This window comes from Streptomyces sp. NPDC088730 (genome assembly GCF_044751215.1).
In the GTDB taxonomy this organism is placed as follows: Bacteria; Actinomycetota; Actinomycetes; order Streptomycetales; family Streptomycetaceae; genus Streptomyces.
In genome coordinates this window covers 34,109-57,145 of sequence record NZ_JBIVLK010000003.1, presented here as the reverse complement: position 1 = coordinate 57,145, position 23,037 = coordinate 34,109, and the positions used below count along the sequence as shown (strand labels likewise).

Genomic DNA, 23,037 nt, shown 5'->3' with positions numbered 1-23,037 from the left:
GGGAGTCGCTGCGCAAGAGCGAGGGGTCCAAGCAGGCAAGGCCGATCTCATTGAACCGGTGGATCACGTCGCGGACGGTGTCCTCGTCAGCCTGCATCAGCTTCGTGATTACCGGCACCCGGTTCCCACCGGCCGAGGCCAGCAGCATCGTCGCGCGCCGGTAGCGCACCGAAATGGTGCCGCCCCGGCGCACGATCTGCTGCAGCTTCTGCCCCTCCTGGCCGGTCAGCCTGCGCACATGGACAAGCTCAGCCACTACACCCCCAGCAGTCAGAGCGGATGTCACCGTGCATCCAGCCGCCCGGACGACCGCCTCGGCGAACCTTCCCGATCGGAGCGCTAGCATGCTGTACTAGTACGGCGTGCTAGCACAGTGAAGGGTGCTGGGAGAAGCGAAGGAGAGCGGGATGGAAACACGCGAGAAGATCCTCAAGGCCGCTGCGGAGATGATCGCCGAGGACGTAGCGGCGAAGCTGAGCGTGCGCGCGGTCGCCGCGCGTGCGGGGGTGAGCACCGGCTCGCTGAGGTTCCACTTCCCCACCCAGCGCGCGCTGCAGGACAGCTTGCTCGTGAGGATCTACGAACACCTGCTGCCCGGCGACCCGATCCGGGACCGGACGCTGGCGCCCCGCGAACGGCTGCTGAACTGCCTGCGGCAGGTTCTCGCACCGCTCGGTACCAACGAGGACGCGCGCACCGCGTGGGGCACGGTCTATCGGAGCTTCATCGAGCCCGAGCCGACCGAACCGGTACGCACCGCCTACCTCGCCCACGAGCGGGAGGCGGAGCGTCTGGTCGAACACTGGCTGGCTGTGCTCGCCGAGGAGGGCGCATTGCCCCCGGGAGACCACACCCGCAACGTCAGGTTCCTTCTCACCGTCCTCAACGGACTCTCGGTCGAACGCGCATTGCCCACCCGCGAATCCGTCCTCATCGCCGAGACCGAGACCCTCAACGCCGCCGTCGACCACGTCCTCTCCACCGGCCCCGCACCATCCGCCGGACCCCCTCGGCCGTGAACCGGACCAGCCACCCCTTCGCGCCGAGGCGCGAGACCACGGCGCGACGGGCATCGGCGTGGACAGACCGGCATGGTCGGCGGCTATCCGCCCGCCGGGCAGTTGCCGGACTCGAATTCCCCACGGCGACCGCAAAGAAACGCAAAGACACGGCACCAGACGGCGAGGGAGATTTCGATCATGGCGTGGAGCACCCGGGAGATGGCGGAGCTGGGCGGCGTCAGCCTCAGGGCCGTACGGCATTACCACGACATCGGATTGCTTGAAGCGCCGGAGCGTCGCTCCAACGGATACAAGCAGTACGGCGTCAGCCACCTCGTCCGGCTCCTCCGGATAAAGCGCCTCACCGCTCTGGGCTTCTCCCTGTCCCAGATTGCGGGCATGGACGACGACTCGGATTCGGGCCCCGATCCGCGTGATCTGCGGGCTCTCGACACAGAGCTGGCCGCCACCATCGAACGCCTGCAACACGCCCGCGTCGAGGTGGACGCCCTCCTGCGCGGACGCGCTGCGAGCGATCTACCCCTCCGCTTCGTCTCCGTGGACAGGACCGCCGAGCTTCCTGCCCCGGACCGCTCGTTCGTCACCGTCCTCGGTACGGTCCTCGGACCCAGCGGGATGGATGCCTATGCCGACCTGCTCCATCAGGAGCCGCAGCCGGTGGCACTGGAACTCAACGAGCTTCCGGCCGATGCCGACGAGGTGACCCGCCAGAGTCTCGCCGAGCGTCTCGTGCCGTACGTTCGAGGCCTCCGGGTCCGCCATCCCGGGCTCAGCGATCTCGCTTCAGACGCCCCGCGCGGTCGACAGCACACCGCCCGCACCATCGGCAAAGCCATCAGCGATCTCTACAATCCAGCCCAGGTGGATGTGATGAAGCGGCTCGACGGGCTCCTGTCCGATGACGATGCCCCTCGGTGACCGTACTCAGAGCGCCGTTTCGTGACTCGGTGAGTGTGGCCCAGTGCGCGCCAGATGGTGTGACGAGTGCATGCAGGAGTCGTCGTCACTGCCACCACCTGGACATCAGCGAACCGTGGTCGGTGTGGTCCGCTGTCGCACGTGCCTCGTTGCGGTAGGCCGGTCCGACGCTGCGCGGGCGGCCCAGATGCGGTGTGCGCCTAACCGGCGCTGCCCTCACTGCTGGGCGTCGTCGCTCTCGCTCCCTGCGGTGCCGTTCTCGACGAGGATGCCGTGAACGCGTCGCAGCACGTCGAGGTGCGCGCGGTTGTAGAACTCGGTCAAGGCGTGCACGGTCACCGAGTCCGCGAGCGCCCTCTCCCGGTGCGAGGCCCGCCCGAGGTCGGCCAGAACAGGGTGGGCTCGGTGCTGCTCGCGGGCTTCGGGCGCCATCTGCTCGGCCAGCCGCTGCCGTACGTCCTCGGGTGCGTCCTCCTCGAGCGCCGCGAACTCCGCTTCGAGGTCGCCACGGGGTCCCGAAAGCTGTTCCTTGAGGGCGGCAATCGCTTCGGGTGTGAGGATGCTGGAGTAGGCCACCAGCAGGGATCGCTGGGTTTCGGGCAGGTCGTCGGCAAGCGTCTTGAAGTCCGGGGGCATGTCGAGCGCGGCCCGATTGTCCATGATGGCCGCCAGGTCCCGCCGCATCCGCTGTCGGCGTTCGATGTCCGCCGCGAGTTCGGCGTCGAGGTCCCGAAGGATCTGCCGTGCCCTCTCATCACCGCTCTCGACCGCGGGGACATCTGCGAGAGCCACACCGAGGTCGGTCAGTCTGCGGATACGCAGCAGGCGCACCAGATGGTTGACGCCATAGCGCTTGTAGCCGTTGGACGCCCGTTCCGGCTCGTCCAGGAGGCCGATCCCGTGGTAGTGCCGGACGGCCTTGGCGGTCGTCCCCGCGAGTTCCGCCAGCCGACGGGTACTCCACGCCATCAGGAGCCCCCTCTCCAGGATCGTGCCCGGTGGCCATTGAAAAGCCTGCCCCTGGGGCACGGTCAACTCCCTTCGGTTCCGGCTCGCCAGCGGTTGACCGTGCCCCAGGGGCAGGGAGTGTGATGGACGCGACCATGCCCCACGCACCGATATGCGGAGACTGGACATGAAACGACAAAGCGGTGCCGGCCGAAACCTGGCCCTCCTGGCGGTCATCGGTCTGGGCGCGTCACTGATCACTGTGCCCGCCGCCGCCGAGGAGACGAAAACGCCTCAGGTGGAGTGGGGCCAGTGCCCCGACGACGTCGGGGCGGAAGCCGCTCCGACCGTGCTGCAGTGCGCCACCGTGCGCGTGCCGTTGGACTACGCCGAGCCGGAAGGCGAGCAGATCGGCCTCACCGTTTCGCGGCTGGCCGCCGCCGACCCGGACAAGAGGCGCGGCGTCCTCATGCTCAACCCGGGCGGTCCCGGCGGATCCGGGCTGGCGCTGTCCGCGCTGCTGGTGGCCCAGGGCCTGCCCAGCAGCGTCACCGACCGCTACGACTTGATAGGCATGGACACCCGCGGGATCGGTCATTCGACACCGGTCAGCTGCGGTTTCACCAAAGACAGCCTCTACTACTCCAACATCCCGCCTTACGCGGTCGATGACGCTGCGGTCACCGCGCAGGCGAAGGTCGCTGAGAAGGCAGCCGAGCAGTGCGCGGACAACGACGACGATGGCAGGCTGCGCCACCTGACCACCGCGAACACCGCCCGCGACCTGGACCGGATCCGAGCCGCGCTCGACGAGGAGAAGACCAGCTACCTGGGCTACTCGTACGGCACGGCCCTCGGCGCCGCCTACGCGTCGATGTTCCCCGAGCGTTCCGACCGGATCGTGCTCGACAGCAACATCGGAGACACTCACCTCGACCGCGACGGCATGCGCCGCTACGCGCTCGGCATGGAGCAGACCCTGCCGGACTTCGCGAAGTGGGCCGCCAGCCGGCACGACAGCTACGGCCTGGGCCGCACACCTGGGCAGGTACGGGCGTCCTACCTCGCCATCGCTGGCAGGCTCGACAAGGCTCCGGTCGCGGGGATCGACGGCGGCCTCTTCCGTCTCCTGACGTTCGGCCACTTGTTCAAGCAGGCGCAGTACCCCACGCTGGCGCAGACCTGGCAGACGCTGCGCGAAGGCGACGAGGCCGCGGCCCGCGGTCTGACGGCCGCCACCGGGGAAACGGCGGACGGCGCGCTGTCGCCGACCGACAACGCACTGACCGTGTTCCTCGCCGTCACCTGTAACGACGCCGAGTGGCCCGTGGACATCACCACCTACCGGCGAGGCGTCGCCGAGGACCGCGAACGCTACCCGCTGTATGGCGCCGCCACCGCCAACATCACCCCTTGCGCCTTCTGGCCGTACCCCTCCGCTGAACCGCCCGTGGAGGTCGACGCCGAAGGCCCGCGCAACGTGCTGCTCCTGCAGAACCGGCGGGACGCGTCGACCCCGCACCAGGGCGGGAGGATGCTGCGCGAGAAGTTCGGCGACCGCGCCCGGCTGATCAGCGTCGACGACAGCGGGCACGGTGTCTACGTCCTGGGCCGGAACTCCTGCGCGTTGAACACCACCACGCGCTACCTCGTCGAGGGCGAGATGCCCACGAAGGACACGTCCTGCCGCGCGGACTGACCCGCCATGATCGCTCGCGGTCTCGTGATGCGTAGGTCTCGCTACCCGACGCGTGTACCGGTTGCACTCCGTACTCGGCAACGGCCAGGGCGCATGGTCGTCCTGGAGGCACCGCGCATTCCTCAAGAACGCGGCAAAGCGGGGACATCCCAGGACTTTTCAGGGACTTTCACGTCTGTCCCAGGGAGGTTCCAGGGACTTTCCGCCGCGTAAGCAGGGAAGGCCCTGACAGCGCTGAAAGACAAACGCGCTGGTCAGGGCCCATCTGCCTAGCACTCGATGATGTTCACCGCGAGCCCGCCCCGGGCCGTCTCCTTGTACTTGACGGACATGTCGGCGCCCGTCTCCTTCATGGTCTTGATGACCTTGTCGAGGGAGACCTTGTGGCTGCCGTCGCCGCGCAGGGCCATCTTCGCGGCCGTGACGGCCTTGACCGCCGCCATGCCGTTGCGCTCGATGCACGGGATCTGGACGAGGCCGCCGACCGGGTCGCAGGTCAGGCCCAGGTTGTGCTCCATGCCGATCTCGGCGGCGTTCTCCACCTGCTCGGGGGTGCCGCCCAGCACCTCGGCGAGGGCGCCCGCGGCCATGGAGCAGGCGGAGCCCACCTCGCCCTGGCAGCCGACCTCGGCGCCGGAGATGGAGGCGTTCTCCTTGAAGAGCATGCCGATCGCGCCGGCGGCCAGCAGGAAGCGGACGACGCTGTCGTCCTTCTCCGCCTCCGTGGCGCCGCCCGCCGCGAAGTTCATGTAGTAGTGCAGCACCGCCGGGATGATGCCGGCGGCGCCGTTCGTCGGAGCGGTGACGACGCGGCCGCCGGCGGCGTTCTCCTCGTTGACCGCCATCGCGTAGAGGGTGATCCACTCCATCGCGTGGGTCTGCGGGTCGCCCTCCGCGCGCAGCTGGCGTGCGGTGTTCGCGGCGCGGCGGCGGACCTTCAGGCCGCCGGGCAGGATGCCCTCGCGGGACATGCCGCGGGAGACGCACGCCTGCATGGAGCGCCAGATGTCCAGCAGACCGGCGCGGATCTCGTCCTCGGTGCGCCAGGCCCGCTCGTTCTCCAGCATCAGGGAGGAGATCGACAGACCGGTGTCCTGGGCCAGCCGCAGCAGCTCGTCGCCGGTGCGGAAGGGGTGCTTCAGCACGGTGTCGTCGAGGACGATCCGGTCCTCGCCCACCGCGTCCTCGTCGACGACGAAGCCGCCGCCGACCGAGTAGTACGTCTTCTCCAGCAGCGGGGCGCCGTCGCGGTCGTACGCGAAGACGGTCATGCCGTTGGCGTGGTACGGCAGCCTCTTGCGGCGGTGCAGGACCAGCTGCTTGTCGGCGTCGAAGTCGATCTCGTGCATGCCGAGGAGGTTGAGCCGGCCGGTGGAGCGGATCTCGGCGACCCGGTCGTCGGCCGTCTCGACGTCGACGGTACGCGGGGACTCGCCCTCCAGCCCGAGCAGCACGGCCTTGGGCGTGCCGTGGCCGTGGCCGGTGGCGCCGAGCGAGCCGAACAGCTCGGCGCGTATGGAGGCGGTGTGGGCGATCAGGCCCTCGTTCTTCAGCCGGCGCGCGAACATGCGGGCCGCGCGCATCGGGCCGACCGTATGGGAGCTGGACGGGCCGATGCCGATCGAGAACAGGTCGAAGACCGAGATGGCCACGGGTAACTCCTCAAAGCGCTGGTAGACGCCGTTGTCTGCCGGGTGGTGCGGTACGGGCCGGGTCGGCCCGAAGGGCGGGGCAGGAGCGGGGGGCAAGGGATGGGGCACCCCGCTCACCTCTCAGTGTGCGTGGTGCCCCGCCCCAATGTGCAAATGTGCAGGTCCGGACTACAGGCCGGGGTACAGCGGGAACTTCTCGGCGAGCGCGACGACGCGGGCCTTCAGGTCGTCCGCGTCGTAGGACGGCTTCAGGGCGGACGCGATGATCTCCGCGACCTCGGTGAAGTCCTCGGCCTGGAAACCGCGGGTGGCGAGCGCAGGCGTGCCGATCCGCAGGCCCGAGGTGACCATCGGCGGGCGCGGGTCGTTCGGGATGGCGTTCCGGTTGACCGTGATGCCCAGCTCGTGGAGCCGGTCCTCGGCCTGCTGGCCGTCCAGCTCGGAGTTGCGCAGGTCCACCAGGACCAGGTGCACGTCCGTGCCACCGGACAGGACGGAGACGCCGGCCTCGGTGACGTCCGGCTGCACCAGACGCTCGGCGAGGATGCGGGCGCCGTCCAGGGTGCGCTGCTGGCGCTCCTTGAACTCCTCGCCCGCCGCCACCTTGAAGGAGACCGCCTTGGCCGCGATCACGTGCTCCAGCGGGCCGCCCTGCTGACCCGGGAAGACCGCCGAGTTGATCTTCTTGGCGAGCTCCTGGGTGGAGAGGATCACACCGCCGCGCGGACCGCCGAGGGTCTTGTGCGTGGTGGTCGTGACGACGTGGGCGTGCGGCACCGGGTTGGGGTGCAGGCCCGCGGCGACCAGGCCAGCGAAGTGCGCCATGTCGACCATCAGGTACGCGCCGACCTCGTCCGCGATGCGGCGGAAGGCGGCGAAGTCCAGCTGGCGGGGGTAGGCGGACCAGCCGGCGACGATCAGCTTCGGCTTGGACTCCTTGGCGAGGCGCTCGACCTCGGCCATGTCCACGAGACCGGTCTCGTCCACGTGGTACGGGACCACGTTGTAGAGCTTCCCGGAGAAGTTGATCTTCATGCCGTGGGTCAGGTGACCGCCGTGCGCCAGGTTCAGGCCCATGATCGTGTCGCCCGGCTTCAGCAGCGCGAACATCGCGGCGGCGTTGGCCTGCGCGCCGGAGTGCGGCTGCACGTTCGCGGCCTCGGCCCCGAAGAGCGCCTTGATCCGGTCGATGGCGATCTGCTCGATCACATCGACGTGCTCACAGCCGCCGTAGTAGCGGCGGCCGGGGTAGCCCTCGGCGTACTTGTTGGTCAGGACGGAGCCCTGGGCCTCCATGACCGCGACCGGAGCGAAGTTCTCCGAGGCGATCATTTCGAGGGTGGACTGCTGACGGTGGAGCTCGGCGTCGACAGCGGCGGCGACGTCCGGGTCCAGCTCGTGGAGAGAGGAGTTGAGAAGCGACATCAGGTGGTCCCTTGGGGTCTCAGTTGCCGGAGAACGCGGTGTACTCGTCGGCGGAGAGCAGATCGGCCGGCTCCTCCGTGACGCGCACCTTGAACAGCCAGCCGCCTTCGAACGGCGCGGAGTTCACCAGCGAGGGGTCGTCCACGACGTCCTGGTTCGCGGCCGTGACCTCGCCGCTCACCGGCGAGTACAGGTCGCTGACCGACTTGGTCGACTCCAGCTCGCCGCAGGTCTCGCCCGCGGTCACCGTGTCACCGACCTCGGGGAGCTGGGCGAAGACGACGTCACCGAGCGCGTTGGCCGCGTGCTCCGTGATACCGACCGTGGCCACGCCGTCCTCGACGGCCGACAGCCACTCGTGCTCCTTGCTGTACCGCAGCTGCTGGGGGTTGCTCATGACCTGAATTCTCCTGTACGCGGGGGAGTGCTGATGAACGATGGTCTTACGGTGTGAGACGCGACTGCGTCACTTCTGGACGCGGGCGGCCGTTACTTCCGGCGCTTGTAGAACGGCAGCGCCACGACCTCGTACGGCTCGTGGCTGCCCCGGATGTCCACCGCCACGCCCTCGGTGCCGGGCGTGGCGTGCGCGGCGTCGACGTACGCCATGGCGATCGGCTTGCCGAGGGTGGGCGAGGGGGCGCCGGAGGTGACCTCGCCGATGACCTGGCCGCCGGCGACGACCGGGAACCCGGCGCGCGGCACCCGGCGGCCCTCGGCGACCAGGCCGACGAGCTTGCGGGGCGGGGCGGTCTCGGCGCGCTCCGCGGCGGACTCCAGGGCCTTGCGGCCGACGAAGTCGCCCTCCTTCTCGAACTTCACGACCCGGCCGAGACCGGCGTCGAACGGGGTGAGGGAGGTGGTCAGCTCGTGCCCGTACAGCGGCATGCCCGCCTCCAGGCGCAGCGTGTCGCGGCAGGACAGCCCGCAGGGGATCAGTCCGCGGGAGGCGCCGGCCTCGGTCAGCGCCCGCCACAGCTGCTCGGCGTGGCCGGGGGCGACGAACAGCTCGAAGCCGTCCTCGCCGGTGTAGCCGGTACGGGCGATCAGCGCGGGGACCCCGGCGACCGTGCCGGGCAGCCCGGCGTAGTACTTCAGGCCGTCCAGGTCCGCGTCGGTGACGGCGGCCAGGATGGCGGGGGACTCCGGGCCCTGGACGGCCAGCAGCGCGTACGCGTCGCGGTCGTCGCGCACCTCGGCGTCGAAGCCCCCGGCGCGCTCGGTGATCGTGTCGAGCACCAGCTGGGCGTTGCCCGCGTTGGCGACCACCATGTACTCGGTCTCCGCCAGCCGGTACACGATCAGGTCGTCCAGGATGCCGCCGTCCTCGGCGCAGATCATCGTGTAGCGGGCCCGGCCCACCGAGACGGTGCCGATGTTGCCGACCAGCGCGAAGTTCAGGAGGTCCACCGCGGCCGGGCCGGTGACGGTGATCTCGCCCATGTGGGAGAGGTCGAAGAGGCCGGCCTTCGTGCGCACGGCGAGGTGCTCCTCGCGCTCACTGGCGTACCGCAGGGGCATGTCCCAGCCCGCGAAGTCGGTCATGGTCGCGCCCAGCGAACGGTGCAGGGCATCGAGGGCGGTGAGGCGGGGGGCGGTGCTCATGGATATGGCTCCCAGGGCATGACGACGAGGACGATCCCTCCCCATCTGTCATCGGAACCTGAGAGGTTCGCCGAGAGGCCCCGGAGGGGTTCGGCTTGCACCTTGGGTGGAGCCGCGGGGCGACTCGCTTTTCAGATCTGCCTCATCCACGCGGTACGGGGCCTGAGAGATTCAAGGGAGGATCTTGCTCCTTCGGCGCCCGGCCTGTGGCCGGAACTCTCCCGCGCGGATTCAAGCGGCCTTTATGCAGTTGGCCGGGCCATCATCGCACGCATCCGCGGTCAGTGGGGCGCCGGTACCCCACCGGATCCGGCGGGTCGCGCGCTTGTGCCGCATTACCTTTTCTTTACACTTCTTGGCAGGTGTGGGTCGGCCGACAGGGGGATGGCGATGACGTTGCAGCGGTACGCGACGACCGCGGGGGCCGCGCACGGCGCACTGCCCGCACAGCCGGGTGCGCCGGCCCGGGAGGCACGGGGCCCGCACGGACCCGTCGTCCGGGACCTGCGCTACCGGGCCGGGCACAGCCCGCGCGCCCTGCACTTCGTGGCGGGCGATGTGGTGGTGGTCTCCGGGCTGCCGGGCAGCGGCAAATCGACCCTGATCAAGCGGGCCGTGTCCGCCCGCGTGATCGACTCCCAGGACACCAGGGACCGCTGGGCCGCCCTGCTGCCGCGGTTAGTCCCGTACGCCTTCTACCGTCCGCTCGTCCGCGTCGCCCACTACTGGGGGCTGTGGCGGGTGCTGCGTTCCGGCGTCTCCGTCGTCGTCCACGACTGCGGTACCCAGGCCTGGGTGCGCGGCTGGCTGGGCCGCGACGCCCGGCGGCGCGGCCGCGTCCTGCACCTCGTTCTGATCGACGTCTCCCCGCAGACGGCGCGGGCCGGGCAGATCGAGCGGGGGCGCGGCGTCTCCGGATACGCGTTCGCCCGGCACCGCGGGGCGCTGCGGAGGCTGCTGCGCGACACCGAGACCGGACTGCTGCCGCTCGGCTGCGTATCGGCGGTCCTGCTGGACCGCGAGGCGGCGGCGCTGCTGACCCGGATCACCTTCGCGGACGACAGGCCCTAACCTCTTGCTGCATGGCACGGGGCCAGGGCCTTTCGCCGAACTGCCGTCGTTGCCCGTAGGGCGGCCGGACGGCGTCAGGTGCCTCCCCGGGCTCTCGGCTTCGCTCAAGCGGGGGAGACCCCGTTTCCCGGCGTGCCGGTCCCGGGCCCCGGTACTGGACGTACCGGGGCCCGGGACCGGGGCGGCGAGAGTGCGTGCATGGCGTCGCGCGGCAGACGGCAGTTCGACGACGGGCCCTAGAGAGGTAATCAGTGAACACTCCGGCGCAGGACTCCTTCCACCCGCAGGGCGGATGGCCGGCCAATGAGCTAGAAGAAGTACTGGGCGCTTCGCTCGGCAGCCCGGAAGCGGGCGGCCGGCTCGTGGAGGTGCTCGGCCGCAGCCATCTCTGGGTGCCGCTGCCCAACGGCGGCGGGCCGGACTCCACCGACCTGGACCTGCCCACGCTTGAGCTCGACGGCGGGGTGTACGTCCCCGTGTTCAGCTCCGAGCAGCAGTTCCTCAGCTGTGTCGGCACCCATATGTCCTTCACCGTGGCGCCCGCCGTCGAGTTCGCCCGCGGGCTGCCCCCGCAGCTCGGCCTGGCGGTGAACCCGGGCGGCGTCGTCGGCATGCCGCTGCCGCCGCCCGCCGTGGCCGAACTCTGCCGGGCCGGACGCAGCGTGCTCGACGGGCCGGCCGGCGGCGGCCGGGTCCGGCTCTACGAGCCGGACTGGAAGGAGGAGCCCGTCGACTTCCTCGCCGCCGCCGCCGACGAGTTCGCCCGGAGCGGTGTCGTGCTCAGCGCCCGCAGGACCCTCGCCAGCATCGAGGGCGGCGACCCCGTCCTCTTCGTCGGCGTCGAGTTCTCGACCTGGGACGGCGCGGGGCGCAACGCCCCCATGGACGCGCTCGGCCGGGCGCTCGGCCGCGTCGAGCCGCCGTGGCCGGTCAACCTGGTCCTGCTCGACGTGGCGCAGGACCCGGTCGCCGACTGGATGCGGGCGCGGATCCGGCCGTTCTTCCAGCGCCCCGCCGAGTAGGACCGGGTTGACCGGCCGCACCGGGGGTGACGGCGGCGGGCCATGACGTCAAGCCGGTGTCATGACCGGCACCTAAGCTGGTTTGATGGCTGGTGCCTCGGCACCGCGCCGCACCCGTGTGCCCCGGGAGCGGCAGGCCGACACAGTGGATCGAAGAGGGGCGGGACCAGGGTGAGTGCGTCAGGCACGGGGGCGACTGATGGGGTCTCCCCTGGTCGAGCGGAGCCGAGAGCCCGGGAAAAGGTCGAGCACCTGCTGCGCCAAGTGACGCCCGGTCGCTACGACGCGTACGAGGCTCTGCTCCAGGCCCTGGCGGCCGACCGGATCTGGATGCTGCTCTGGCACGGCCGGGCCGGTTCGCCCGACGCCCAGTACGGCAACATGGAGATCGAGGGCCTCGGCTACGCCCCCTGTGTCACCTCCGCCCAGGAGCTGGCCGCCAGCGGCTGGAGCCGGGCCCACGAGGTGGTGGGCGGCCGCGACATCGCCCGCGCGCTGTTCCCCGACCGCTGGGGCATCTGGCTCAACCCGCACGCCCCGGGCGGCGGCGTGGGCATCCCCTGGCTCGACCTTCGCCGGATCGCCACCGGCCTCGACCGGATGCCCGCCGGTCCGCTGCGGATCAGCGACCCCGCCCTTGAGACCCCGCAGTTCTACGCCCAGCTGACGCGGAACGCCCACCACACCCCGGCGATCCGCTCGCTGCGCCGCGCCTGGGTGCAGCCCGCGCTCGGCGTGCCGTACCTCGCCATCGGCCTCGACCTGTACGACACGAGCCAGCCGTCCGTCGACGCGGTGCGCGCGATGATGCAGCAGTCGGTCAGCGCGGTCCCGGAGGGGCTGCCGGTCTCCACCGTCGCCATGTCCGACGAGTACGACCCCGTCGCGATGTGGCTGCGGGGCAACTCCCGTCCGTTCTACGACCGCGAGTCGCACGCCCCGGCCGGCCGCAGCGGCGTCGTCGCTCCCGGTTACGGCTATCCGCAGGCCCCCGGACCGGCCCCGCACACCTACTAGTGCGCCCGCCGGAGCGGACATACGCCCCTCCGGCGGACAAGGCGACGCTCCCGGTCACCCAAATAGCCACTCAATAACGCCTGTTGGGCGTCATGTCCGTTCTGGTGGATTAGCGGGCGAGTGGTCCGCTCACTCGATCCACCTGTCCGGATAACGGAAGCTCACTGACCGCATCACGTTTGAGCAAACATTCCCCGTCAGGTCTGGCGGGTGATCGCAACTGCGTTGAAGACTCCCGGCTAGTGGGGATCGTCGGCCCTTTGTACGAGGTTGCCCCGGCGGACATTCCGCAGACGCATTTCCGCACCCAGTACCGCACCGAGCACCGCACCGAGTTTCCGCACAGAGTTCCGCACCGTTTTCGCACCGAGACGCCAGAAGCCACGTGAACACGCGCGGCCCACAAGCGCCAGGCCGTTACCGCGGCGAGCAAGGGCCGGCCACCGCCGGCGGGAGGGGTCAAAGGCACTGTGACCGCACCGATCGAGACCACCGGATCGGCTGCCGAGGCTCAGCCGGAGGCAGTACTCACGGGAGTCAAGCAGAGCCAGATCGAAGGCCGTTCGCTCGGACAGATCGCCTGGTCGCGTTTCAAGCGCGACAAGGTGGCCGTCGCGGGCGGCATCGTTGTCATCCTGCTGGTCCTGCTCGCTGTCCTCTCCAAGCCGATCCAGGCCGTCTTCGGGCTGGACCCCAACGAGTTCCACCAGGACCTCATCGACCCCGCGCTGCTGGCGCCCAAGGGTGACTGGGGCGGCATCAGCTGGAGCCATCCGCTCGGCGTCGAACCGCAGTACGGACGCGACATCCTGTCCCGGATCATCGAGGGCTCCTGGGTCTCCCTCGTCGTCGCCGTCGGCGCCACCCTGCTCTCCGTGGTGATCGGCGTCTTCTTCGGCGTGGTCTCCGGGTTCTACGGCGGCTGGGTCGACACGGTCATCAGCCGCATGATGGACACCTTCCTGGCCTTCCCGCTGCTGCTGTTCGCGATCTCCATCTCGGCGGCGCTGCAGGACGGCGCGTTCGGTCTTGAGGGGCTGCCGCTGCGGCTCGCGGTACTGATCTTTGTGATCGGCTTCTTCAGCTGGCCGTACATGGGCCGTATCGTGCGGGCCCAGACGATGAGCCTGCGCAACCGCGAATTCGTCGAGGCGGCCCGCTCGTTGGGGGCCCGCGGCCCCTTCATCCTCTTCCGGGAGCTGCTGCCGAACCTGGTGGCGCCCATCCTGGTCTACTCCACGCTGCTGATCCCCTCGAACATCCTCTTCGAGGCGGGTCTCAGCTACCTCGGGGTCGGTATCGCCCCGCCGCAGGCCTCCTGGGGCGGGATGCTCACGAACGCGATCGACTTCTACCGGAACGACCCGATGTACATGATCGTGCCAGGCGTGGCCATCTTCGTCACGGTCCTGGCGTTCAACCTGCTGGGAGACGGGCTGCGTGATGCCCTCGACCCCCGTAGCAAGTAGGTCCCAAGGGCGCTCGCCACAACGGCGTGCGACATGCCATGGCAACCATCGATTGAGGGGAATTTCCTCAGGTGAAGACCAGTAAAACGACAGCGGTGGTTGCCACGGCTGTGGTCCTGATGCTGGGCGCGTCCGCGTGCAGCGGTTCCGACGACGACAACGGCGGCGGCGGGAACAGCAAGGGCTCCGGTGCCACCGACGCCGCGCTGACGTCGGTCGTCAACAAGTCGGAGAAGAAGGGCGGGACCGTCAAGATCGAGCTCTCCGACGAGCCCGACTCCCTCGACCCCGGCAACACCTACTACGGCTGGGTGCAGAACCTCTCCCGCCTGTACGGCCGCACCCTGACGTCCTTCAAGCCGGCCGCCGGCAAGGACGGCCTGGAGGTCGTCCCGGACCTCGCGGAGGGCCTCGGCAAGTCGAGCCCGGACGCCAAGACCTGGACGTACACGCTGAAGAAGGGTCTCAAGTTCGAGGACGGGACCCCGATCACCTCGAAGGACGTCAAGTACGCCGTCGAGCGCTCCAACTTCGCGCCGGAGGCCCTGTCCAACGGCCCGACGTACTTCAAGGCGCACCTCGCGGGCGGCGACAAGTACAAGGGCCCGTACAAGGACAAGAGCGCGGGCGGCATCTCCTCCATCGAGACGCCGGACGACAGCACGATCGTCTTCAAGCTGAAGGACCCCTTCGCGGACTTCGACTACCTGGCGACCTTCTCGCAGACGGCCCCCGTGCCGGCCTCGAAGGACAAGGGTGCCGACTACGTGAAGCACATCGTGTCCTCGGGCCCGTACAAGTTCGAGTCGTACGACGAGGGCCGCGGCGCGACCCTCGTGCGCAACTCCAACTGGGACCCGAAGACCGACCCGAACCGTCCGGCCCTGCCGGACAAGGTGACGATCCGCTTCAAGGTGAAGCAGGAGACGGTCGACAACAACCTGATCTCCGACAACATCACCGTTGACGGCGGCGGCACCGGTGTCGCCCCGGCCACCCAGCCGGACGTGATCACCAAGCCCGACCTGAAGAAGCAGACGGACAACTCGTACGCGGGCGCCACCTCGTACATCGGTCTGAACGTCAACGTGGCCCCGTTCGACAACATCCACTGCCGCAAGGCCGTCCAGTGGGGCCTCGACAAGGCGTCGGTCCAGGCCGCCCAGGGTGGCGACCCCAAGGGTGACGTCGCGACGACCCTGCTGCCGCCGACCGTCAACGGCTACAGCAAGTTCGACCTGTACGAGTCCGCCGGCCACAAGGGCGACGAGGCCAAGGCCAAGGACGAGCTGAAGCAGTGCGGCAAGCCGAAGGGCTTCGACACCAAGATCTCGGCCCGCTCCGACCGCCCCGCCGAGATGGCCATGGTCACCGCGGTGCAGGCCTCGCTCAAGAAGATCGGCATCAACGCCGAGATCAAGAGCTTCCCGGCCGGCAAGTACTTCTCGAACTTCGCGGGCAACCCGAGCTACGTGCACGCGAACAAGCTCGGCATGATCATGAGCGCCTGGGGTGCCGACTGGCCGACCGGCTTCGGCTTCCTGGACCAGATCATCAACGGCTCGGCCATCAAGCCGTCCGGTGGCAACAACGTTCAGGAACTGAACGACCCGAAGATCAACAAGCTGCTCAACGAGGGCATCGCCAACACCGACACCGCCGCCCGTGAGAAGGCGTGGGGCGACGTCGACAAGGCCGTGGCCGAAGGTGCGACCGCCGTGCCGCTGATCTACCGCAAGAACCTGCTGCTCCGGCCGAAGTCCGCGACCAACGTCACGGTCACCCAGGCCTACCTCGGCATGTACGACTACGTGCTGATGGGTTCCGCCAAGTAGGTACGGCCCCGCTCCCCGGGCCGCGCGCACACGGCGCGGCCCGGGGAGCGGCCCCCCGGGCCCCCAGAATTGTCCTGAAAGGCAGGTGAAGGCACGGTGTCCGACCGCACGGGTCACCCCCGGCAGACAGATACCGGCGCCGGATAGCTGTGGCTGCGTACATCATCCGACGCGTCTTCGGCGCGGTACTGCTGCTGTTGATCGTCAGCGCAGTCACCTTCGCGATCTTCTTCCTCGTCCCCCGGCTCGCCGGGCAGACGATGGACCAACTGGCGGCCCAGTACGTGGGCAAGGACGCCAATCCGCAGTCCATCCTCGCGGTCAAACAGAACCTCGGCCTCGACCAGCCGCTGTACGAGCAGTTCTGGCACTTCATCAAGCAGATCTTCGTCGGCGCGGACTACACGTTCGGCCCCGAGGTCTCGCACTGCGGTGCCCCGTGCTTCGGCTTCTCCTTCAAGAACCACGTCGAGGTCTGGCCCGAGCTGACCGCACGTATCCCGGTCACCTTCTCGCTGGCCATCGGTGCCGCGGTGATCTGGCTGATCAGCGGGGTGGCCATCGGTGTCGTCTCCGCGCTCAAGCGCGGTTCGATCCTCGACCGCTTCTTCATGGCCGTCGCCCTCGCCGGTGTCTCGCTGCCGATCTTCTTCACCGGCATGCTCGCGCTGGGCGTGTTCACCGTGCAGTGGCCCGTCTGGGAGAACATCACCTACGTCCCGTTCACGGACAATCCGCTGGAATGGGCCTGGAACCTGCTGATCCCGTGGTGTTCGCTGGCCTTCCTCTACTCGGCGCTCTACGCCCGCATCACCAGAGCCGGGATGCTGGAGACCATGGGTGAGGACTACATCCGTACGGCCCGTGCCAAGGGGCTGAAGGAGAACGTGATCATCGGGAAGCACGGTCTGCGGGCCGCGCTCACCCCGATCGTCACCATCTTCGGCATGGACTTCGGCCTGCTGGTCGGCGGCGCGGTCATCACCGAGCAGGTGTTCTCGTTCCAGGGCCTCGGCTTCTACGCCATCGACGGGGTCCGGGGCAACGACCTGCCCATCGTGATGGGCGTGACGCTCATCGCGGCCTTCTTCATCGTCGTCTGCAATCTGCTGGTGGACCTGGTGTACGCCGCCATCGACCCCAGGGTGAGGTACTCGTGACCGAGGTTTCCAAGTCACAGACAGCGGCGGCCGGCGAGCCCGCCGCCACGCGGGCCGGCGACGAGGCCTTCCTCTCCGTCCGGGACCTGCGCATCCACTTCAAGACGGACGACGGCCTGGTCAAGTCGGTCGACGGCGTCAGCTTCGACGTGAAGCCCGGACAGACCCTCGGCATCGTGGGCGAGTCCGGCTCGGGCAAGTCCGTCACCTCGCTCGGCGTGATGGGCCTGCACCGCACGGCCCCCAACGCCCGCATCTCCGGCGAGGTCTGGCTGGACGGCGAGGAGCTGATCGGCGCGTCCGACGACCGGGTGCGCGCGCTGCGCGGCCGCAAGATGGCCATGATCTTCCAGGACCCGCTCTCCGCGATGCACCCGTACTTCACGGTCGGCGGGCAGATCGTGGAGGCGTACCGGGTCCACAACAAGGTCAGCAAGAAGATCGCGCGTACCCGCGCCATCGAGATGCTCGACCGGGTCGGCATCCCCGAGCCGCACAAGCGGGTCGACTCCCACCCGCACGAGTTCTCCGGCGGTATGCGGCAGCGCGCCATGATCGCGATGGCCCTGGTCAACAACCCGGAACTGCTCATCGCGGACGAGCCGACCACCGCCCTGGACGTCACCGTCCAGGCGCAGATCCTGGACCTGATCCGGGACCTGCAGAAGGAGTTCGGCTCCGCCGTCATCATGATCACCCATGACCTCGGGGTGGTCGCGGAGATGGCCGACGAGCTCCTGGTGATGTACGGCGGCCGGTGCATCGAGCGCGGCTCCGCGGAGAGGGTCTTCTACCAGCCCCAGCACCCGTACACCTGGGGCCTGCTCACCTCGATGCCGCGCATCGACCGCGAGGAGACCGACCGGCTGATCCCCGTCAAGGGCCAGCCGCCGTCGCTGATCAACGTCCCGGACGGCTGCGCGTTCAACCCGCGCTGCCCGTACGCGGACATCCCCAAGGACAACGTCACCCGCACGACGCGCCCCGAGCTGGAGCAGGTCGGTGACGGACACTTCGCCGCCTGCCACATGGCACCGGAGGAGCGGTCCCGGATCTGGACCGAACAGATTGCGCCGAAGCTGTGAGCGATCCGAGTGATGTGAGCGACGTGAGTGACGTGAGCGAGAAGAAGAACGCCCCGGTGCTGGAGAAGGACGTGACGATCCCCGAGCAGGCCACCGCCTCGCGCGAGCCGTTGCTCAGGGTCGAGGGCCTGGTCAAGCACTTCCCGATCCGCAAGGGACTGCTCGGCCGGCAGACCGCCGCGGTCAAGGCCGTCGACGGCATCGGCTTCGAGGTGTTCCCGGGGGAGACCCTGGGCGTCGTGGGCGAGTCCGGCTGCGGCAAGTCGACGATGGGCCGGCTGATCACCCGGCTGATCGAACCGACCGGCGGCAAGGTCGAGTTCGAGGGCCGCGACATCACGCACCTGTCCATGGGCAAGATGCGGCCGATGCGGCGCGACGTCCAGATGATCTTCCAGGACCCGTACTCCTCGCTGAACCCGCGGCACACGATCGGCACGATCGTCAGCGCGCCGTTCAAGCTGCAGGGCGTCGAGCCCGAGGGCGGTCTGAAGAAGCACGTGCAGGAGCTCTTGTCGCTGGTCGGGCTCAGCCCCGAGCACTACAACCGCTACCCGCACGAGTTCTCCGGCGGACAGCGCCAGCGCATCGGCATCGCCCGCGCGCTCGCCCTGCGCCCGAAGCTCGTCGTCGCCGACGAACCGGTCTCCGCGCTGGACGTGTCGATCCAGGCGCAGGTGGTCAACCTGCTCGACGACCTCCAGGACGAACTCGGCCTCACGTACGTGATCATCGCGCACGACCTGTCGGTCATCCGCCATGTCTCGGACCGGATCGCGGTCATGTACCTGGGCAAGATCGTCGAGCTGGCGGACCGCAAGTCGCTCTACTCGGCGCCGATGCACCCGTACACCAAGGCCCTGATGTCCGCCGTGCCGGTGCCGGACCCGCGGCGCCGGGGGACCAAGAGCGAGCGCATCCTGCTCAAGGGCGATGTGCCCTCGCCGATCTCACCGCCCAGCGGCTGCCGGTTCCACACCCGGTGCTGGAAGGCGACGGAGATCTGCAAGACGCAGGAACCGCCGCTGATCGCGCTGAAGACCGGCCACCAGGTCGCCTGCCACCACCCGGAGAACGCTCCGGACCAGGCGCCGGGAGAGCAGCCGGCCGTGGCCCGGGAGACGGTCGGACTGATCACGCCGGCCACACCGGACAGCTCCGCGGGGAAGCCGTCCGCGCCCCCTGCCGAATCCGCCGAACCCGCCGGGGGGGACGCCGCGAAACCCTCGGGGGCGGCGGAGGAGAGCCCCAAGGAGTAGGACCGGCACAATTGCCCGGTGCTCAACGAACTGTTCACGCCCACCGTCCAGCATGCGCTCGACATCGTCGGGATCTTCGTCTTCGCGATCTCCGGCGCTCTGCTCGCCGTACGCAAGAACTTCGATGTCTTCGGCATCGCGGTACTCGCTGAGGTCACCGCGCTGGGCGGGGGGCTGTTCCGTGACGTGATCATCGGCGCGGTGCCGCCGGCCGCCTTCACGGACCTCGGATACTTCACCACCCCGCTGCTCGCCGCCGGGCTGGTCTTCTTCCTGCATCCGCACGTCGAGCGCATCCAGGTCGGCATCAACGTCTTCGACGCGGCCGGGCTCGGCCTCTTCTGCGTCACCGGGACGGTCAAGGCGTACGACTACGGCCTCGGCCTGACCGCTTCGGCGGCGCTCGGGCTGACCACCGCGGTCGGCGGCGGTGTGCTGCGGGACGTACTCGCCAACGAGGTGCCCTCGCTGCTGCGCTGGGACCGCGACCTGTACGCGGTGCCCGCGATCGTGGGGGCCGCGATGATCGTGCTCTGCATCCGCTTCGACGCGCTCAACGCCTTCACCAGCGGGGCCGCGGTGATCACCGCGTTCGCGCTGCGGCTGCTGGCGCTGCGCTACCACTGGCGGGCCCCGCGCGCCTACAACCGGCGCTCGGCCACGGCCGAGGAGGGGTAGCGCGGGTGTCCGGCGTCTCACCGTCGGAAAAAGCTACCGCTCAGTAATGCAATCGGTGTACCGTGCGTTCCATGGCACAGGCAGCAACGCAGGCGGCAGAGACCGCGCAGGCGACCATCGGTGACAGCGAGTTCGACCGGGACACCGCCGTCACCCTTCGTGAGGAAGGCGTCTATGACGCCGAGCTCTCCGCCGGCTGGACGATCATCCGCGCCGTCAACGGCGGCTACCTGCTCGCGGTGCTCGGCCGCGCCCTCGGCGAGACCCTCCCGCACCCGGACCCCCTCTCGGCCTCCGCGCACTACCTCACCGCGTCCGTCCCCGGGCCCGCGGTGATCCGCACCCAGGTCGTCCGGACCGGCCGCACCCTCTCCACCGGCGAGGCCTCCCTCTTCCAGTACGCGGAGGACGGCACCGAGGTCGAACGCATCCGGGTCCTCGCCACCTACTGCGAACTGGACGCCCTGAGCGACGACGTCCGCACCACGGCGGAGGTGCCCGCCATCCCGCCCCGCGAACACTGCCTGGGCCCTAGCGACGGACCGGCCCCGATCCCCGGCAGCTCGGCCATCACCGAGCGGCTCGACATCAAGCTGGACCCGGCGACGGTCGGCTGGGCCGTGGGGCAGCCGTCCGGCAGGGGTGAGATGCGCGGCTGGTTCGGGCTCGCGGACGGCCGCGACGCCGACCCGCTCTCGCTGCTGCTCACCGTCGACGCGCTGCCGCCGACCTCGTTCGAGCTGGGGCTCAAGGGCTGGACCCCGACCATCGAACTGACCACCCACATCCGCTGCCGCCCGGCCCCCGGCCCGCTCCGCGTCTCCATCACCACCCGCAACCTCGCGGGCGGCTTCCTGGAGGAGGACGCCGACGTCTGGGACAGCGCCGACCGGCTGGTCGCCCAGTCCCGCCAGCTCGCCAGGGCCCCGCGCGGCTGACACTCCGCACGGAGCCGGAACCGGGGATGCTGGTGCGGTGAAGTCCGACCGGTTGCTCTCGATCCTGTTGCTGCTCCAGACCCGCGGCCCGGTCCCCGCGCCCGAGCTCGCCGAGCGCCTCGACGTCTCCGTACGCACCATCTACCGGGACGTGGAGGCGCTCTCCGCGTCCGGCGTCCCCGTCTACGCGGAACGCGGCAGGCACGGCGGGATCGCCCTGCTGCCCGGGTTCCGCACCGACGTCACCGGGCTCACCGCCGACGAGTCGCGCGCCCTGTTCGTGCTGGCGGCGGACGGTGCCCACGCGGCGCTCGGGCTCGACGCGGCGATCGGCTCCGCGCTGCGCAAGGTGATGGCGGCCCTGCCCGCCCCGCACCGGCCCGCCGCCGAGCTGACCAGCCGCCGGATCCTGGTCGACCCGGTGCGCTGGATGAGCGGTCCGCCGGTCGCCGTCGACATCGCCGAGCTGCACGACGCGGTCTTCTCCGACCGGCGGCTGAGGCTGAGCTACCGGCACAGCGGTACGCGGGCCGCGCGCCCCCTCACCGTCGATCCCTACGGCCTGGTGGTGAAGGCGGGCGTCTGGTACCTGGTGGCCGACCGGGACGGGGAGCCCGCGCTCTTCCGCGCGGACCGGGTGCGGCGGGCCGTGCTCACCGACGAGGCGGTGGTGCGCAGGCCCGGCGTGGAACTGGCCCAGGTGTGGGAGGTGCTGCGCCGCCAGGTCGAGGAACGGCGGAGCGAAGTGACCCTGCTGGTACGGGTGCACCGCTCCCGTCTCGACCTGTTCCTGCGGCTGAACGCGGCCGTGCTCACCGGGGAGCCCCGGCCGGAGGAGCGGGACGGCGAGTGGCTGCGGGCCGAACTGGCCGTGGAATCGGTGGAGTGGGCGCGTTCCCTGCTCTCCTTCGGCCCGAACGTCGAGGTCCTCGCACCGCCCGCCGCGCGCACCGTGGTCGCCGCGCACGCGGCCGCCGTCATGGCGCTGTACGGGGACCGGGGGCCGGGGGCGTCTCCAGGGAGCCGGTGAGCGCGGCGGTCAGTCCGGCGGGGGCGTCCTCCCGCACCGGATGACCGGCGCCCTCGATGATCCGCGGCTCGGAGCCGGGCGCGAGGGAGGCCAGTTCGCGGCCGCGCTCGACCGGGATCCCGGGGTCCCGCGCACCCCGGCAGATCAGCACCGGCGGCTCGATATCGGCGTAGCGGTGCTGGATCTCATCGGTGAACCGCTGGTCGTTCGTCGCTCACGTGCGCCGGCCCAGGGTCCTTCGTCCGGATCAGACCGGATTTCGGATCAGGCCGGATCTGGGGCGCCGTCCAGCCAGTGCAGCCGGCCGAGGGTGACCAGCCGCAGCCGGCGCCGGGCCACCTCGGCCACCGCCCGCCCGCCGTCCTGGCCCGCGTCCAGCAGCGCCGAAGCGGTGATCACCATGTGGTCGACGTAGAGGCCGCCCAGCATCAGCAGGTCCTCCTCGCTCCAGCCCCGCGACTCCGGCTCTCCGGCGAGCGCGGCCGCCACCTCCTCGGTGAACCGCCGGAGCTGGGCGGCGATGGCCTCGCGGACCGGGCCGACCCCGCCGTGCTGCTCGCGGGCGATGAACCGGAAGTGGGCGGGCTGCTCGCGGACGTGGCGCGCTATCAGTTCGACGCTGCGGTCGAGCCGGACCTCGCTGTCGCCGGTCTCGGCCAGGATCGCGGCGATCATTCCGTGCAGGCTGCCCAGCGTCTGCTCGACGAGAGCGACCCCGAGCGCGGCGATGCCGTCGAAGTGCCGGTAGAAGGCCGTCGGCGTGACCCCGCCCGCGCGGGTCACCTCGCGCAGCCCCAGGCTGCTCAGGCTCTGCTCCTCCAGCAGTCCGAGAGCGGCGTCCAGCAGTGCCTGACGCGTCTTCAGCTTCTTGGCCTGGCGGATACCGGCGGTGTGACTCATGCCATTCAGTAAACAACTGTTCTCCGGGGCGGGGAAGGGCCGCGCGGGTCTAGACTGACAAGTCAGTGAACACTCGTGCTCTCAATCGTGGAAAGGCCGGCCATGATCGTCCTCGTCGTCGCCCTGCTTCTGCTGGGGATCGTGCTGGGAGCGGTGGCCCACATACCGCTGCCGCTGACTCTCGTCCTCGGCGCCCTCATCGGCTGCTGGCTGCTGGTCTTCGCCGTGCGCGAGCGCCACGGCACGCAGCGCCGGTCCCGGTGACGACACGGCCGGCCGCCGCCCCCGCCGCATCCGACCCGAA

Annotated in this window: 22 protein-coding genes, 1 pseudogene and 1 riboswitch; of the genes and pseudogenes, 15 read left to right on the top strand and 8 right to left on the bottom strand. The window is 69.8% G+C overall.

Going from position 1 to position 23,037, the window contains the following annotated elements; translation table 11 throughout:
• Window positions 1-22 precede the first annotated feature (22 nt).
• Window positions 23-256, bottom strand: a pseudogene (locus tag ACIP89_RS12230) (helix-turn-helix domain-containing protein); the annotation flags it as partial.
• Between the two features lie 151 nt (window positions 257-407).
• Here ACIP89_RS12230 and ACIP89_RS12225 point away from each other — a divergent pair.
• Together ACIP89_RS12225 and ACIP89_RS12220 are read left to right on the top strand one after the other, a co-directional pair.
• The gene (locus ACIP89_RS12225; protein ID WP_401928112.1) at window positions 408-1,019 is read left to right on the top strand and encodes a TetR/AcrR family transcriptional regulator; all 612 of its coding nucleotides are present in this window, start codon (window positions 408-410) and stop codon (window positions 1,017-1,019) included.
• Between the two features lie 180 nt (window positions 1,020-1,199).
• Window positions 1,200-1,940 (top strand): MerR family transcriptional regulator, encoded by a 741-nt coding sequence (locus tag ACIP89_RS12220; RefSeq protein ID WP_402114653.1) that lies wholly within the window; start codon window positions 1,200-1,202, stop codon window positions 1,938-1,940.
• 216 nt (window positions 1,941-2,156) lie between these two features.
• Here ACIP89_RS12220 and ACIP89_RS12215 read toward each other — a convergent pair whose 3' ends face one another.
• Window positions 2,157-2,909, bottom strand: coding sequence for a MerR family transcriptional regulator (locus ACIP89_RS12215; RefSeq protein WP_402114651.1), 753 nt, complete (start codon window positions 2,907-2,909; stop codon window positions 2,157-2,159).
• A gap of 166 nt (window positions 2,910-3,075) precedes the next feature.
• On the opposite strand from ACIP89_RS12215, the gene ACIP89_RS12210 reads away from it, so the two are divergent.
• The gene (locus ACIP89_RS12210) at window positions 3,076-4,587 is read left to right on the top strand and encodes an alpha/beta hydrolase (protein WP_402114648.1); all 1,512 of its coding nucleotides are present in this window, start codon (window positions 3,076-3,078) and stop codon (window positions 4,585-4,587) included.
• Window positions 4,588-4,856: 269 nt separating this feature from the next.
• Here ACIP89_RS12210 and ACIP89_RS12205 read toward each other — a convergent pair whose 3' ends face one another.
• The 4 genes from ACIP89_RS12205 to gcvT all read right to left on the bottom strand — a co-directional run bounded on the left by ACIP89_RS12205 (window position 4,857) and on the right by gcvT (window position 9,269).
• Window positions 4,857-6,239, bottom strand: a complete 1,383-nt coding sequence (locus ACIP89_RS12205) for an L-serine ammonia-lyase (protein ID WP_401920162.1) — start codon at window positions 6,237-6,239, stop codon at window positions 4,857-4,859.
• A 168-nt stretch (window positions 6,240-6,407) separates the two neighbouring features.
• Window positions 6,408-7,664: a serine hydroxymethyltransferase gene (glyA, locus tag ACIP89_RS12200; RefSeq protein ID WP_401920159.1), complete on the bottom strand. Its 1,257-nt coding sequence runs from the start codon at window positions 7,662-7,664 to the stop codon at window positions 6,408-6,410.
• 19 nt (window positions 7,665-7,683) lie between these two features.
• On the bottom strand, window positions 7,684-8,061 hold the full coding sequence (gcvH, locus tag ACIP89_RS12195) for a glycine cleavage system protein GcvH (RefSeq protein WP_401920157.1): 378 nt from the start codon (window positions 8,059-8,061) through the stop codon (window positions 7,684-7,686).
• 92 nt (window positions 8,062-8,153) lie between these two features.
• The gene (gene gcvT, locus ACIP89_RS12190) at window positions 8,154-9,269 is read right to left on the bottom strand and encodes a glycine cleavage system aminomethyltransferase GcvT (RefSeq protein ID WP_401920155.1); all 1,116 of its coding nucleotides are present in this window, start codon (window positions 9,267-9,269) and stop codon (window positions 8,154-8,156) included.
• A gap of 141 nt (window positions 9,270-9,410) precedes the next feature.
• Window positions 9,411-9,503: riboswitch (glycine riboswitch) on the bottom strand.
• A gap of 156 nt (window positions 9,504-9,659) precedes the next feature.
• On the opposite strand from gcvT, the gene ACIP89_RS12185 reads away from it, so the two are divergent.
• The 11 genes from ACIP89_RS12185 to ACIP89_RS12135 all read left to right on the top strand — a co-directional run bounded on the left by ACIP89_RS12185 (window position 9,660) and on the right by ACIP89_RS12135 (window position 21,833).
• On the top strand, window positions 9,660-10,340 hold the full coding sequence (locus ACIP89_RS12185) for an AAA family ATPase (protein WP_402114645.1): 681 nt from the start codon (window positions 9,660-9,662) through the stop codon (window positions 10,338-10,340).
• 251 nt (window positions 10,341-10,591) lie between these two features.
• A complete protein-coding gene (locus tag ACIP89_RS12180; RefSeq protein WP_402114643.1) occupies window positions 10,592-11,362 on the top strand; it encodes an enhanced serine sensitivity protein SseB in 771 nt (256 codons plus the stop codon).
• 171 nt (window positions 11,363-11,533) lie between these two features.
• Window positions 11,534-12,379, top strand: a complete 846-nt coding sequence (locus ACIP89_RS12175) for an enhanced serine sensitivity protein SseB C-terminal domain-containing protein (protein WP_402114640.1) — start codon at window positions 11,534-11,536, stop codon at window positions 12,377-12,379.
• A 470-nt stretch (window positions 12,380-12,849) separates the two neighbouring features.
• Window positions 12,850-13,848 (top strand): ABC transporter permease, encoded by a 999-nt coding sequence (locus ACIP89_RS12170; protein WP_371633613.1) that lies wholly within the window; start codon window positions 12,850-12,852, stop codon window positions 13,846-13,848.
• Window positions 13,849-13,967: 119 nt separating this feature from the next.
• Window positions 13,968-15,683 (top strand): ABC transporter substrate-binding protein, encoded by a 1,716-nt coding sequence (locus ACIP89_RS12165; RefSeq protein ID WP_402115198.1) that lies wholly within the window; start codon window positions 13,968-13,970, stop codon window positions 15,681-15,683.
• 149 nt (window positions 15,684-15,832) lie between these two features.
• Window positions 15,833-16,843 (top strand): ABC transporter permease, encoded by a 1,011-nt coding sequence (locus tag ACIP89_RS12160; RefSeq protein ID WP_401920145.1) that lies wholly within the window; start codon window positions 15,833-15,835, stop codon window positions 16,841-16,843.
• Window positions 16,840-17,928, top strand: a complete 1,089-nt coding sequence (locus ACIP89_RS12155) for an ABC transporter ATP-binding protein (protein ID WP_401928132.1) — start codon at window positions 16,840-16,842, stop codon at window positions 17,926-17,928. The genes ACIP89_RS12160 and ACIP89_RS12155 overlap by 4 nt, the downstream gene beginning before the upstream one ends.
• A gap of 59 nt (window positions 17,929-17,987) precedes the next feature.
• Window positions 17,988-19,187, top strand: a complete 1,200-nt coding sequence (locus ACIP89_RS12150; RefSeq protein ID WP_401921035.1) for an ABC transporter ATP-binding protein — start codon at window positions 17,988-17,990, stop codon at window positions 19,185-19,187.
• Between the two features lie 18 nt (window positions 19,188-19,205).
• On the top strand, window positions 19,206-19,865 hold the full coding sequence (locus ACIP89_RS12145) for a trimeric intracellular cation channel family protein (RefSeq protein WP_401920141.1): 660 nt from the start codon (window positions 19,206-19,208) through the stop codon (window positions 19,863-19,865).
• A gap of 71 nt (window positions 19,866-19,936) precedes the next feature.
• Window positions 19,937-20,803: a thioesterase family protein gene (locus ACIP89_RS12140; RefSeq protein WP_402114637.1), complete on the top strand. Its 867-nt coding sequence runs from the start codon at window positions 19,937-19,939 to the stop codon at window positions 20,801-20,803.
• Between the two features lie 37 nt (window positions 20,804-20,840).
• Window positions 20,841-21,833, top strand: coding sequence for a helix-turn-helix transcriptional regulator (locus ACIP89_RS12135; RefSeq protein ID WP_402114635.1), 993 nt, complete (start codon window positions 20,841-20,843; stop codon window positions 21,831-21,833).
• Here the strand turns inward: ACIP89_RS12135 and ACIP89_RS12130 are convergent.
• Together ACIP89_RS12130 and ACIP89_RS12125 are read right to left on the bottom strand one after the other, a co-directional pair.
• Window positions 21,781-21,984, bottom strand: coding sequence for an alpha/beta fold hydrolase (locus ACIP89_RS12130; RefSeq protein ID WP_402114633.1), 204 nt, complete (start codon window positions 21,982-21,984; stop codon window positions 21,781-21,783). The genes ACIP89_RS12135 and ACIP89_RS12130 overlap by 53 nt on opposite strands.
• Before the next feature lie 113 nt (window positions 21,985-22,097).
• Entirely contained in the window at window positions 22,098-22,733 is a 636-nt protein-coding gene (locus ACIP89_RS12125; protein WP_401920133.1) for a TetR family transcriptional regulator, read from the bottom strand.
• Window positions 22,734-22,835: 102 nt separating this feature from the next.
• Here ACIP89_RS12125 and ACIP89_RS12120 point away from each other — a divergent pair, with 102 nt between their 5' ends.
• Window positions 22,836-22,997, top strand: a complete 162-nt coding sequence (locus ACIP89_RS12120) for a hypothetical protein (protein ID WP_401920130.1) — start codon at window positions 22,836-22,838, stop codon at window positions 22,995-22,997.
• Window positions 22,998-23,037 lie beyond the last annotated feature (40 nt).